Annotated in this window: 10 protein-coding genes and 2 pseudogenes; 4 read left to right on the top strand and 8 right to left on the bottom strand. The window is 71.2% G+C overall.

The window, feature by feature from the left end; translation table 11 throughout:
* Positions 1 to 163 precede the first annotated feature (163 nt).
* Positions 164 to 793 (top strand): hypothetical protein, encoded by a 630-nt coding sequence (locus AB0J57_RS20740; protein ID WP_366129704.1) that lies wholly within the window; start codon positions 164 to 166, stop codon positions 791 to 793.
* Between the two features lie 280 nt (positions 794 to 1,073).
* On the opposite strand, the gene AB0J57_RS20735 is transcribed toward AB0J57_RS20740, so the two are convergent.
* From AB0J57_RS20735 to AB0J57_RS20725, 3 genes and pseudogenes are all read right to left on the bottom strand, one after another.
* The gene (locus AB0J57_RS20735; protein ID WP_366129703.1) at positions 1,074 to 1,721 is read right to left on the bottom strand and encodes a hypothetical protein; all 648 of its coding nucleotides are present in this window, start codon (positions 1,719 to 1,721) and stop codon (positions 1,074 to 1,076) included.
* Positions 1,722 to 1,849: 128 nt separating this feature from the next.
* Positions 1,850 to 2,560 carry a ribonuclease HII gene (locus AB0J57_RS20730; RefSeq protein WP_366129702.1) on the bottom strand — a complete coding sequence of 237 codons (711 nt, stop codon included), beginning with the start codon at positions 2,558 to 2,560 and terminating at the stop codon, positions 1,850 to 1,852.
* 178 nt (positions 2,561 to 2,738) lie between these two features.
* Positions 2,739 to 3,238, bottom strand: a pseudogene (locus AB0J57_RS20725) (TetR/AcrR family transcriptional regulator C-terminal ligand-binding domain-containing protein); the annotation flags it as partial.
* Between AB0J57_RS20725 and AB0J57_RS20720 the strand changes: the two are divergent.
* Positions 3,225 to 3,486, top strand: a pseudogene (locus AB0J57_RS20720) (MFS transporter); the annotation flags it as partial. The pseudogenes AB0J57_RS20725 and AB0J57_RS20720 overlap by 14 nt on opposite strands.
* 80 nt (positions 3,487 to 3,566) lie before the next feature.
* Here the strand turns inward: AB0J57_RS20720 and AB0J57_RS20715 are convergent.
* The 4 genes from AB0J57_RS20715 to AB0J57_RS20700 form a co-directional block, all read right to left on the bottom strand.
* The gene (locus AB0J57_RS20715) at positions 3,567 to 5,186 is read right to left on the bottom strand and encodes a DUF4173 domain-containing protein (RefSeq protein ID WP_366129701.1); all 1,620 of its coding nucleotides are present in this window, start codon (positions 5,184 to 5,186) and stop codon (positions 3,567 to 3,569) included.
* Positions 5,187 to 5,660: 474 nt separating this feature from the next.
* Positions 5,661 to 6,575, bottom strand: coding sequence for an ADP-ribosylglycohydrolase family protein (locus tag AB0J57_RS20710; RefSeq protein WP_366129700.1), 915 nt, complete (start codon positions 6,573 to 6,575; stop codon positions 5,661 to 5,663).
* 12 nt (positions 6,576 to 6,587) lie between these two features.
* Complete coding sequence (locus AB0J57_RS20705; protein WP_366129699.1) at positions 6,588 to 7,247, bottom strand: histidine phosphatase family protein; 660 nt, start codon at positions 7,245 to 7,247, stop codon at positions 6,588 to 6,590.
* Positions 7,248 to 7,386: 139 nt separating this feature from the next.
* Positions 7,387 to 7,992: a YdbC family protein gene (locus AB0J57_RS20700; protein ID WP_366129698.1), complete on the bottom strand. Its 606-nt coding sequence runs from the start codon at positions 7,990 to 7,992 to the stop codon at positions 7,387 to 7,389.
* 119 nt (positions 7,993 to 8,111) lie between these two features.
* Between AB0J57_RS20700 and AB0J57_RS20695 the strand changes: the two genes are divergently transcribed.
* Together AB0J57_RS20695 and AB0J57_RS20690 are read left to right on the top strand one after the other, a co-directional pair.
* Positions 8,112 to 9,071, top strand: coding sequence for a DUF1152 domain-containing protein (locus tag AB0J57_RS20695; protein ID WP_366129697.1), 960 nt, complete (start codon positions 8,112 to 8,114; stop codon positions 9,069 to 9,071).
* Between the two features lie 71 nt (positions 9,072 to 9,142).
* Positions 9,143 to 9,673 carry a TerD family protein gene (locus AB0J57_RS20690; protein ID WP_366129696.1) on the top strand — a complete coding sequence of 177 codons (531 nt, stop codon included), beginning with the start codon at positions 9,143 to 9,145 and terminating at the stop codon, positions 9,671 to 9,673.
* Between the two features lie 65 nt (positions 9,674 to 9,738).
* Here AB0J57_RS20690 and AB0J57_RS20685 read toward each other — a convergent pair whose 3' ends face one another.
* On the bottom strand, positions 9,739 to 12,630 hold the full coding sequence (locus AB0J57_RS20685) for a vitamin B12-dependent ribonucleotide reductase (protein ID WP_366129695.1): 2,892 nt from the start codon (positions 12,628 to 12,630) through the stop codon (positions 9,739 to 9,741).
* Between the last annotated feature and the right edge of the window lie 3 nt (positions 12,631 to 12,633).

The following is a 12,633-nucleotide window of genomic DNA, read 5'->3' as shown; positions in this document are numbered from 1 at the left end:
ATTCCAGGCAGCAGCCCCAATTGCTCGTTGCCGCTTGCCCGTTCCGCCAGCAAGAATTGGAATCCGCTCCCCGCACGGCCCGTTCGCGGTCCAGAAGGGCTGTGCCGGTGCGTCCCTCACTCGACCCTGCCCGCTCTGTGGGCGCGTATGCGAAGGGAGGACCGTGACCTTCGGATTCGCTTCGTCCGCAGCCACCTCGATCAGCACGCCCGCCGACTCCGCCAGCCGCCTGGCCCGGATGCTCGAACCCGCCGAGTGGGCTGCGGCCGGCATCCCGCTGCTGCGCAATCCGCGCGAGGTCGTCAGCGGCCTGCACGCCCGCCACCGGCCGACGCCCGCCACCGCTGTCGTCGCCGTCCTCGACCACGAGGAGCGGCTGACCGCCAGCGCCTCGTTCGCGCGCCGCGCCGTGCCCACCGACGGCTGGGAGTTCCGCAACGCCCTGCTCGCGCACCTCCGCAGGGTCATACCGCACGACCTGCGGCGCCGGACTCCGGTACGCACCGCCGTCCTGCTCTACTGCCGTGACGGCGACGAGCGGTGGACGGAGGAGGACGGCGCCTGGATGTGGGGCCTGCGGGACGCCTGCACGCTGCACGGACTGCGCTGCGGCGCCTACATCACGCTGACCCGCAGCGGCTGGCAGGTACTGGGCGAGGGCCGCGGCGGCCGTCGCCCGCACTCGGGCTCGACGCCCGGCGATCTGGCGGACGCCTCGGCCGACGAGCCCCTGCCGGCCCCGCGCACCGCGAGCGGCGCGGCGGAGCCACTGCGCCGTACGGCGGCCCGCTGACGCGGGCGCCGGCCGTCGCTGCACCGGCGACACCGACGACGTCCCTGTTGACGGCCGCTGTCGAGACCGACGGCCGAGACATGATCCGGTGCCAGGGCGGGCCACGGCGGCTGCCGGGCACCGCGGCCGCGGGGTCACGCCGCGGTCGTGGCCCGGCACCGGCGCGGTACGTCCCGGCGCACGGCACACCGCCATGCCCAGCCGTCACGCGCACGCCCAGCCCGCCGTCCAGGCCCGGCACGGCGCCCCGGCGCCCAGGCGGCGCCGGGGGCGGGGCGGATCAGACGCCCGCGCCGAGCACGGAGTTGATCCGCTGCGGGTCGCCGCACACGATCAGCAGGGCGCTCGCCCGGGACATCGCCGCCGGGAGGGCGCGGGCGGCCGCGTCGTCGCCACCGCCGTTGACCGCGACGACCACCACGGGGCGGGCCGAGGCGCGCTCCACGGCGGCCGCGTCCGCGAAGAACACGTCGTCGCGGGCGTCGTGCTGGGCCCAGTAGGCGGCGTCGCCGAAGGACAGCTCGTGGGTCGCCCACGGGTGCTGGTCACCGGTGGTCAGGACGAGGATGTCGCCCGGCGCGCGGCCGGTTTCGAGCAGCAGGTCGACCGCGTCTTCGGCGGCGTCGAGGGCGCCGTCCGTGGGAGCGGGGATCAACTGGATCTGCGGTTGGGTCCGCGACGGGGACCGCTGCACGGAACGATTCTCCGGCCGGGACGTCGGCGACTGCGCCGCACCGCTGTGCTGGCGGGGCGTCGCCGGAGGGGTCGGCCGGGCCGGGCCGGGGCCCGGGCGGCCGGGACGCGGCGAGGCCGCGGAACGCGGACCGGGTACGGGTCGGGGGGTCGGCGCGGGGCGGCCGGCGGCCGGAGTGGCGCGGGGACCCTGGGCACTCTCGTGAATCTGAGGCTCCTCGGGGATGAGAGGCATAACTGGATGTCTATCAAACGCCGGTGCGAGTGGCACCGGCGGGTGGCGCATACATGCGACGTGTACCGGTGACGCGTACACGCGTTGCTTTCATGCGGCCTGCTGTTGGGCGGGGCGCTGCCAGGCGTTCAGAAATCGAAGCCGAGTTGGCCCCCGCTTTCCAGTTCGGCCGCCTCCGCGGAGACGCGGACCTTCTTGAGGTGCCGCCACTGGGGCAGCGCGTCGAGGTACGCCCAGCTCAGCCGGTGGTACGGCGTGGGGCCCCACTCCCGGAGCGCCGCCTTGTGCACCGGCGACGGGTAACCGGCGTTGTCCCCGAACCCGAAGAGGGCGTACTGGGCGGACTCCGCCGCCAGCTCGGCCATCATCGCGTCCCGCCGCACCTTGGCGATCACCGAGGCGGCCGCGACCGCGATACAGGACTGGTCGCCCTTGATCACCGTACGGACCTGCCAGGGTTGCCCCAGGTAGTCGTGCTTGCCGTCCAGGATGATCGCGTCCGGGCGCACCGGGAGGGCGTCCAGGGCGCGGATGGCGGCCAGCCGCAGTGCCGCGGTCATCCCGAGCTCGTCGATCTCCTCCGGAGAGGCATGCCCGAGGGCGTGCGAGGTGACCCACTTCTCCAGTTCCTCGGCCAGTTCGGCACGGCGTTTGGGACTGATGAGCTTGGAATCGGTCAGTCCGGCGGGTGGCCGGCGCAGTCCGGTGACGGCGGCACAGACCGTGACGGGACCGGCCCACGCCCCGCGTCCGACCTCATCGACTCCGGCGATGATCTTGGCGCCGGTGGTCGCTCTGATCGAGCGCTCGACGGTGTGGGTGGGTGGTTCGTACGGCATGGCGCCAGACAGGTTACGCCGCCCGACCCCGCCCGCGATACCCGGATTGCGATCAGGCCCCCGGAGGCCCGCCGCGCCTCCGGCCGCGCCAACGACCGCCCCCCGGACGGCGACGGCGGTGGCGCCGACTTGCCCCGCCGCTGCCCCGCCGCATCCGGAGCGCAGTCCCGCCACTCCTTCAGCCGGCCGGAGGCCTCAGGAGCGGAATCATGACCCGATCGATCATCTCCGCCACATCGACTCGGTCCATTCGCTGCCGCACATCTTGGACCGGTACATCATGAGGGCGGGCACCACGTCGACGACCAAGTCGCCGGATGCGTCGGCCCGGACGTCGCCGCGCTCGATTCCACAGCGCACGGCGTCCTTGATGAGGCGAGTGGAGAGCTCGATCACTCCCTTGCGGATCAGCCCATGGAACCGATCGGCCGTCACGCTGTCGCATTCGTGAATCACGGAGCGGAGCGCGAAGCCGGGCTTGGAGTACATCGCGTCGCGCAACCGGAGGCAGAGCCGGTACAGGTCCTCGCGGACGCTGCCATGGTCGGCCGCCTCGTCGAACGTGGGCAGACCGGCCTTGAGCGCGTCGGCGACCAGGTCCTCCTTCGAGGGCCGGCGACGGTAGACGGCGGCCTTGCCGGTCCGGGCGCGGGCCGCGACACCTTCCATGGTCAGCCCGACGTTCCCCGAAGGGCCCGAGCGGCACCGGGCGTTCGGGGTGTTCGCCGCCGTCTCGGCGGGAGGTGGCGCGATCGGGCTGCTGGTCGGCGGGATGCTCACCGAGTGGCTCGGCTGGCGCTGGGTCCTCTTCGTCAACGTACCCATCGATGTGCTGATCGCCCCTCCTCACGCCCCTGTACATCAACGAGTCGGAACACCATCCCGGCCGCTTCGACGTCGCGGGCGCACCCACCCCGACACTCGGCGCAAGAGCGACCTGGAGGCGCTCAACGGCTCATCGGACGCGCCCGCGCCAGCCGTCCAGTAGTCGTACTCGACCGGTCGTCTAGTAGTCGTACTCGTCGAACTCGTCGTGCTCGTCGAACTCGTCGCCGATGTCGTTGCGCTGCGGTGTGCAGGCGTGGCCCTCGACCGAGATACCGCGCTCGTCGAGGATGCCCCGGGCGCGGGTCTCGCCCCGGCTGACCGCGTACCAGGGTGTCTCGTCGCCCTCCAGGCTGCTCGCGATGTCCCTCAGCGCGCACGAACGCAGGGGCTCGGGAAGCCTGTCGAGCGCGGGCACGGCGTCCGCGGAGAGGCCGTCCAGATAGCCGACGTCGATCTTGCCGGTCCTCTCGTAGCGCTGGACGTTCCGTTCCGCGATGAGCCCGTCCGGTGACACCAGCCCGAAGACGAGGACGCCGGCCGCCGCGCTCACCGCGATGGCACGCGGCAGTCGCAGCCGGCGCGCGCCGACGATGCCGGCCGCCATGATCAGGACGATTACGAGGCCGAGCCAGAGTTCCATGGCGGCGACCGACACCCTCAGCCGGGTGAGGCCGTAGGCATCGACGTACAGGTCCATCCGGCGCAGCGCGGACGCCACCACCACCAGGGTGAGCAGGCAGAGCGTGCCGAGGACGGACCGGACCAGGGTGCGGTCGCGGGCGCCGTCGCGGGGAGCCCAGCGGAGGGCCAGGCCGATGACGACGAGCGTGAGCAGGGTGGCCCAGAGGAGCTGCCAGAAGCCCTGGCGTGCGTACTCGGCGTAGGTGAGGCCCGTCTGGCTCAGCACCTTCTCGTAACCGCCGAAGAGCACGGTGAGCTGGACGGCGTTGAAGGCGGCGAAGAGCAGGTTGAGCACGATGAGCGGAAGCGCCCATTCCAGGCGGGCCCGCGGCCGGCCGGGGCGGGCCTTGAGGCTGTCCCACCGCAGTGGCGCGGCGGCCGTGCGGGCGGCGGCGAGCGCACCCACCAGGCCCAGGGCGAACAGCACGAAGCGCCAGGGCCCGTCGGTGACCGACACGTCCGGCACGAGCGAGCCGATCAGGTCGGCGAAGGCGGCGTCGGCGCCCGCGAACAGCGCCCCGAACACGATGAGCAGGCCCGCGGCCACCGCGATCGTACGCAGCACCGGCGCCACCCGGCCCTGTGCGCCGCCCGCCCGCTCACGCAGTCCGCGCCAGGCCCAGACCAGGCCCGGGCCGATCGAGTCGAACAGGCCGAAGGGGCTGAACAGGATGCCGGGCCAGGTGCGGCTGCCGTGCAGGGCGAGCGACGCGAGGCCCACGGCGGAGACGATGGCGAGGAAGGTGGGCCAGCCCGCGTCGCGCAGTGCGGGCACCACCAGCAGGGCGAGGCCGCCCACGCCCCAGACCACGGTCCAGGGGCGGATGCGGCGTCCGGCCGCCACGGCGGCGAAGTAGGCGGTGAGGGTGGCCGGTACGGCGACGATCAGAAGGTTCAGGCCGAGGCCGTCGCCGAGCAGGAGCGCGCTGAGGACGGCGGTGGCCAGGGCCGACCAGAGGGCGGCCGCCGGTATCGGGGCGGGCGGGTGCGGGCGTATCCGCGTCAGCCAGGTCTCGACCGGCGGGGGCGGTCGCAGCCCGGGCTGTGCCATGGCCGGCGCCCAGGGCACCGCTCCCGCGCGGGCGCGGGCACCGGCGTCGATGGGCGCCTTGTCCATGGAGGGTGGGGTCGGTGAGCCCGGGGGCGGTGAGTCCTGCGGGACCGGCGGGGCCTGCGCGGCCTGTGGGCCCTGCGCAGCCTGTGGCTCCTGGGCGGTCGGCGAGCCCTCCGAGCCGTGCGGCGACGAGGGTGACGGCTGCGACGCCGACGACGACGGTGACGACTGCGGCCCCGGCGACGACAGCTCCGGTGCCGGCTCCGGAGACTGCGGCGACGGCTCCGGAGACTGCGGCGACGGCTCCGGTGATGCCGATGGTGATGGTGATGGTGATGGCGATTCGGACGGCGTGTCTGGCACGGGACCCCCTCCCGACCGGGGCCCGCACACGTCGAAGCGGCAGTTGCGTACGGTCCCGGTGTCTGGTCAGCGCGCCTGTCATGATCAAGGCAGCGGCGTGGCCGAAAGGGTATGCCCGGAACCGGGCCTGATCCCGTTCGGCCCCCGCTCTGTGTCAGGACCGTGACACGTACGTCAGCGGCCGGCCGGCCCGGCGGGCACCCAGTCGGGCAGCGCCTCGGTACGGTCCAGCCACTCGGCCGGCGGCGCACCGGCCGCCGTCGCGGCCACCACTCCCCCGGCGATGGCGCACGTCGTGTCGACGTCCCCGCCGACCTGGGCGGTGGTCCAGAAGGCCCGCTCGAAGTCGCCCAGGGCGCGGGCGGCCGACCAGAGCGCGAACGGCACCGTGTCATGCGCGCTCGTACGCCGACCGCTGCCGAGCACCGCCGCGACCGTCGCCGCGTCGCCGTAGTCGAGCATGTCCCGGGCGCGGCGCAGCCCCGCGCCCACCGCGCTGCGCGGCACGAGCGCGACGACTCCGTCGAGCAGCTCCTCCGGTTTGGGCGGCCCCGCCGGATCGGCGGCGAGGGCGGCGGCGGCCGCGACGGCCATGCACCCCACGACGGCTTCCCGGTGCTGGTGGGTGGTGTACGAGGAGATCTCGGCCTGGTGCGTCGCCTGCTCGGGGTCGTCGGCGTACCAGGCGCCCAGCGGGGCGATGCGCATGGCGGCGCCGTTGCCCCAGGAGCCCTGGCCCTTGAACAGCCCGGCGGCCAGTTCGCGCCAGTCGCCGCCTTCCCGGATCAGCCGGAGCATCCGGTTGACGGCCGGTCCGTAGCCCCGGTCGAAGTCGTGGTGCTCGGCGAACGAGCGGGCGAGCGCGTCCTGGTCGATACGGCCGTGCTCGGCGAGGACGGCCAGCACGGAGCAGGCCATCTCGGTGTCGTCGGTCCACTGCCAGGTGCCGGGCGGCAGCTCGCGCCGCTTGAGCAGTGGATAGTTGGCGGGTACGAAGAACTGGGAGCCCAGGGCGTCTCCCACGGACAGCCCGCGCAGGCTGGCCAGGGCGCGTTCGAAGCGCCGGTCGGAAGAGGAATCAGCGGTCATCGCACTGCCACTCTATCCGGTGGTGCCGTACGACTCGGGGGTCCGCCAGCGCTCGAAAGGGCGGTCCAGTGTGTACCGCCCGTTCTCGCCGAGCAGCAGCATGCGGGTTTCGCCGTTGGGCGGGTTGGACAGCGACTCGAAGTCCGCGACCGTCCAGTGGAACCAGCGCATGCAGAACAGCCGCATGGTCAGGCCGTGGGTGACCAGCAGGACGTTCGGCGGGTGGTCGGGCGCCTCGAAGCTGCGGTGGAGGCTCTCCAGGAACGCCCCGACCCGGTCGTACACGTCGGCCCCGGACTCGCCCTGCGCGAAGCGGTAGAAGAAGTGCCCGTACGCGTCCCGGTAGGCCTTCTGGAGCCGGACGTCGTCCCTGTCCTGCCAGTTCCCCCAGTCCTGCTCGCGCAGCCGTGGCTCCTCCCTTACCCGTACGAGCGCGGGGTCCAGCCGGAAGGCCTGGAAGGTCTCGTGGGTGCGGCGGTACGGGGAGATGTAGACGCTCACCCGCTCGTCCCCGAACAGTGCCCGCAGCCGCTCGCCCGTCTCCTCCGCCTGCCGCCGCCCCCGCTCGGTGAGCCTCAGCGCGTGGTCGGGCTCGCGTTCGTACACGGTGTCATCGGCGTTGCCCTCCGATTCGCCGTGCCGTACGAGAACGATGCGCCGTGGTCGTGCCATGCCACGACCCTAGATCGGCCGTTCCGGCGGGGCCCGGCCGGCCGGGGGTCCGGGCTCCATCCGGCGTACCAGCCGCCGCGAGCACGGGGCACGGAACGCCAGGACCGGGCACGCGCGCGTGGCCCCCCGCCTGACACCCTCACACCGTCCAGGCGGACTCCAGGTCCACGACGTCACCCGCCAGCGCCGCGACATCCGCCTCGATCTGCGCACGCAGCGCGAGCCGCTCCACGCGTTCCGTGCGGTACTTGCCGTGTTCGGCCGCCGACTGCCACATGGACAGGACGAGGAACTCGTTGCCCGGCGCTTCCCCGAACATCCCGCGCAGCATCCCCGGCGATCCGGCCATCGCCGGATTCCAGACCTTCTCCTGCATCAGCGCGTAGTGCTCGACCCGTTCCGCGTGGATCCTGCTGTGCGCGACGCGGACGACATCGGCGTCGGTGAAGCGCGGCTCGAACCCGGTCTTCACGTCGAAGCGGTGATCGAACAGCTTGACCTGCATGTCCTTGTACGTGCCCGACTGCGCGGCCGCCAGTCGGTCGTGCGAACGGGCCATGAAGGAGTCGTAGAAGGGCCGGCTCTCCCAGAAGGCGAAAACGTGCGCGACACCGGGTCGGCTCCGGCTCCAACCGCCGCCCTGCCCACGGAATCCCGGCTCACCCAGCAGCCCCGCCCACTTCCGCTGCCCCCGCTCGAACCCCCGACGGTCCACCACGGTGCAGCGAATCCACTTGACCAGCACCGCGCCATCGTACGGCGCCCGACGTGGCGCCGGTCCCGGTCTCGCGCACTGCGCCCCCATCGGCTGCCGGCCCTGGCACACACGTCCGGCCGCGGTCGAACACCCCGCACAATGACCGGATGACCTCGCTGCACCTCAATCCGCTCTTCGCCCGCCTCGAATCCGCCGAACGCGTCCTCGTCGCGGGCGCCGGCGGCGGGTTCGACATCTACGCGGGACTGCCGCTGGCGCTGTCACTGCGTCACCAGGGCAAGGAGGTCCATCTCGCCAACCTGGCCTTCAGCGCCGTCGAGGGCCTTCCCCTCGGCTCCTGGCTCGCGCCCGACGTCGCCGTCGTCACCCCCGAATCGGCGCCGCACCAGACGTACTTCCCCGAGCGCACCCTCGCCGAATGGCTCGCCCTGCACGGCTACCCCAGCACCGTCCACGCCTTCGCCCGCGTCGGCGTCCAGCCGCTGCGCGCGGCGTACAAGGCGCTGATCGAGCACTACGACATCGACGCGGTCGTCCTGGTCGACGGCGGGACCGACATCCTCATGCGGGGCGACGAATCCGGACTGGGCACCCCGGAGGAGGACCTGACCAGCGTCGCCGCCCTCGCCGGCCTGGACGTGCCCGAACGCCTCATCGCCTCGATCGGCTTCGGCGTCGACGCGTACCACGGTGTCAGCCATGGCCTGGTCCTGGAGAACATCGCCGCCCTGGAGCGGGACGGGGCCTATCTGGGGGCGTTCTCCGTCTCGCGTACGACACGCGAGGGTGCTCTTTTCGTGGACGCCGTCGCGCACGCGCAGAGCCGTACGCCCGACTTCCCGAGCATCGTGAACGGCTCCATCGCGGCCGCCGTCCAGGGCTCCTTCGGGGACGTCCGGTTCACCTCACGCACGCGTGGCAGTGAACTGTTCATCAACCCTCTGATGTCGATCTATTTCGCCTTCGAGCTGGCGGGGGTGGCCCGCCGCTGCCTGTACCTGGACCGCATCGAGGACACGCACCTGATCCGTCAGGTCAGCAGCCGTATCGAGACCTTCCGGGACGAGGTTCCCCGGCAGCGTCCGCCGCGCCGGATCCCGCACTGAGCGTGACACCATGGGCAAGGAGCTTCGGGCCGCGGGCAGTTGACCCCGCCCGTACGAGAGAGGGGAATCCCGTGAGCAGTGCCAACAAGGGGGTCGGCAAGGTCGAGGTGACACTCAAGTGGGATCCGAGCCCCGCGGGAGTCCCCGACCATGATCTCGACATCATCGCCGCCGTCTACCGGGCCGACGATCCCCATGGTGCCCCGGTGTATCTGGTGCACTTCGGCAGCCGTTCGCCGGACGGGACCATCACCCTTCAGCGGGAGAGCAGCACCGGGCAGGGGTTCGGCTTCGACGAGGCCATGACGCTGGAGCTGAACCGCCTGGCACCGGAGTACGCGCGCGTGGTGGTGGGCGTGGCCATACAGCAGGGTGGCGGCCGGACGACGTTCTCCGACATCACCAACGCCCTGGTCCTCATCAAGGAGGGCTACAAGGAGCTGGACAGCTACGACTTCGCCGGCCTCGGCGACGCCACGGCCGTGACCGTCGTGGAGTTCCTCCGCGACGACACGGGGGGATGGGGCTGGCGCCGCGCCATCCGCGGCTTCGACGCGGACCCGCAGTCCTTCACCGAACTGATGGGCGCCGAACGGTCCTGAGCCCGGACATACGTGGGCGGGAGAGCCCGAACCTCCGGCTCTCCCGCCCTGGTCAGTCAGTCGGCTCAGCTACAACCGCTGGTCGAGCCGCAGCCCTCGCAGATGTAGCAGGAACCGGCCCGCTGCATCTTCGTACCGCATGAGAAGCAGAGCGGCGCGTCCGCGCTGATGCCGAGCTGCATCTCGACGAGCTCCGCCGAGGTGTGCGCCTGCTTCGGGGCCGGGACCTCGGCCTTCGCCGGGGCGGCGGCCACGGCCTTCGGGGCCTCCTGCTGGCGCGGGGCGGACTGGGCCAGGCCCTCGACGTCCACCTCGTCGTCGGCCGGCTCGTACGAACCGGTCTCCAGGTGGCGCTGGCGCTCCTCGGCCGAGTGGATGCCGAGCGCCGAGCGGGTCTCGAAGGGCAGGAAGTCCAGCGCCAGGCGGCGGAAGATGTAGTCGACGATCGACTGCGCCATCCGCACGTCCGGGTCGTCCGTCATACCGGCCGGCTCGAAGCGCATGTTGGTGAACTTCGAGACGTACGTCTCCAGCGGCACGCCGTACTGGAGGCCGACGGAGACCGCGATGGAGAAGGCGTCCATCATGCCCGCGAGCGTCGAGCCCTGCTTCGACATCTTCAGGAAGACCTCGCCGAGACCGTCGTCCGGGTAGGAGTTGGCGGTCATGTAGCCCTCGGCGCCGCCCACCGTGAAGGAGGTGGTGATGCCGGGACGGCCCTTGGGGAGACGCTTGCGGACGGGACGGTACTCGACGACCTTCTCGACCGCCGCGCGGATCGTCTCCTCGGCCTTCTCGGTGACCTCGGCCTTCTCCTGCTCCTTCTTCTTGGCGGAGAGGGGCTGGCCGACCTTGCAGTTGTCGCGGTAGATGGCGAGCGCCTTGACGCCCATCTTCCACGCCTCGAAGTAGACCTCCTCGACGTCCTCGACGGTGGCCGTCTCGGGGAGGTTGACCGTCTTGGAGAGGGCACCGGAGATCCAGGGCTGGATGGCGGCCATCATCCGGACGTGGCCCATCGCGGAGATGGAACGCTCGCCCATGGCGCAGTCGAAGACCTCGTAGTGCTCCTGCTTGAGGCCGGGCGCGTCGATCACATTGCCGTGCTCGGCGATGTGGGCGACGATCGCCTCGATCTGCTCCTCCTGGTAGCCGAGACGGCGCAGCGCCTGCGGCACGGTGCCGTTGACGATCTGCATCGAGCCGCCGCCGACCAGCTTCTTGAACTTGACCAGCGCGAGGTCGGGCTCCAGGCCCGTGGTGTCGCAGGACATCGCCAGGCCGATGGTGCCGGTCGGGGCGATGACGGACGCCTGGGCGTTGCGGAAGCCGTTCTTCTCGCCGAGGCGGATCACGTCCTGCCAGGCCTCCGTGGCGGCGGCCCAGATCGGGGTGTCCAAGTCGTCCATCCGGACGGCCTTGGCGTTGGCGTCGGCGTGCTGCCTCATGACGCGCTTGTGCGGCTCGGCGTTGAGGGCGTAGCCGTCGTACGGGCCGACGACCGCGGCCAGCTCGGCGGAGCGCTTGTAGCTGGTGCCCGTCATCAGGGAGGTGATGGCACCGGCGAGCGCACGGCCGCCGTCGGAGTCGTACGCGTGACCCGTCGCCATCAGCAGGGCGCCGAGGTTGGCGTAACCGATGCCGAGCTGGCGGAAGGCGCGGGTGTTCTCGCCGATCTTCTGGGTCGGGAAGTCCGCGAAGCAGATGGAGATGTCCATCGCGGTGATGACCAGCTCGACGACCTTGGCGAAGCGCTCGGAGTCGAACGACTGGTTGCCCTTGCCGTCGTCCTTGAGGAACTTCATCAGGTTCAGCGAGGCGAGGTTGCACGAGGTGTTGTCCAGGTGCATGTACTCGCTGCACGGGTTCGAGCCGTTGATCCGGCCGGACTCCGGGCACGTGTGCCAGTGGTTGATCGTGTCGTCGTACTGGATGCCCGGGTCGGCGCAGGCCCAGGCGGCCTCGGCCATCTTGCGGAAGAGCGCCTTGGCGTCGACCTCCTCGATGACCTCACCGGTCATCCGGGCACGCAGGCCGAACTTCCCGCCCGACTCCACGGCCTTCATGAACTCGTCGTTCACGCGGACGGAGTTGTTGGCGTTCTGGTACTGGACGGACGTGATGTCGTCGCCGCCCAGGTCCATGTCGAAGCCCGCGTCGCGCAGGGCGCGGATCTTCTCCTCCTCCTTGACCTTGGTCTCGATGAAGTCCTCGATGTCGGGGTGGTCGACGTCGAGGATGACCATCTTGGCGGCACGGCGGGTGGCGCCACCGGACTTGATCGTTCCGGCGGAGGCGTCGGCGCCACGCATGAAGGAGACGGGACCGGAGGCGTTGCCGCCGGAGGAGAGCAGCTCCTTGGAGGAGCGGATGCGGGAGAGGTTCAGGCCGGCACCGGAGCCGCCCTTGAAGATCATGCCCTCTTCCTTGTACCAGTCGAGGATCGACTCCATGGAGTCGTCGACGGACAGGATGAAGCAGGCGGAGACCTGCTGGGGCTGCGGCGTGCCGACGTTGAACCACACCGGCGAGTTGAAGCTGAAGATCTGATGCAGGAGGGCGTAGGCCAGTTCGTGCTCGAAGATCTCGGCGTCGGCGGGCGAGGCGAAGTAGTTGTACTCCTCGCCGGCCTTCCGGTAGGTCTTCACGATCCGGTCGATCAACTGCTTGAGGCCGGTCTCGCGCTGCGGGGTGCCGACGGCCCCGCGGAAGTACTTGCTGGTGACGATGTTGACCGCGTTCACCGACCAGAAGTCGGGGAACTCGACGCCACGCTGCTCGAAGTTCACCGAGCCGTCGCGCCAGTTGGTCATGACGACGTCACGACGCTCCCACACGACCTCGTCGTACGGATGCACGCCGGGGGTGGTGTGGATGCGCTCGATACGCAGACCCTTGTTCACCTTGGACCCCTTGGTACGGGACCCACGTGCCGGGCCGCTCGCCGTCTCTGTCATGCC

The organism is Streptomyces sp. NPDC049837 (genome assembly GCF_040674455.1).
In the GTDB taxonomy this organism is placed as follows: Bacteria; Actinomycetota; Actinomycetes; order Streptomycetales; family Streptomycetaceae; genus Streptomyces.
This window is presented reverse-complemented; position numbering and strand designations above follow the sequence as displayed.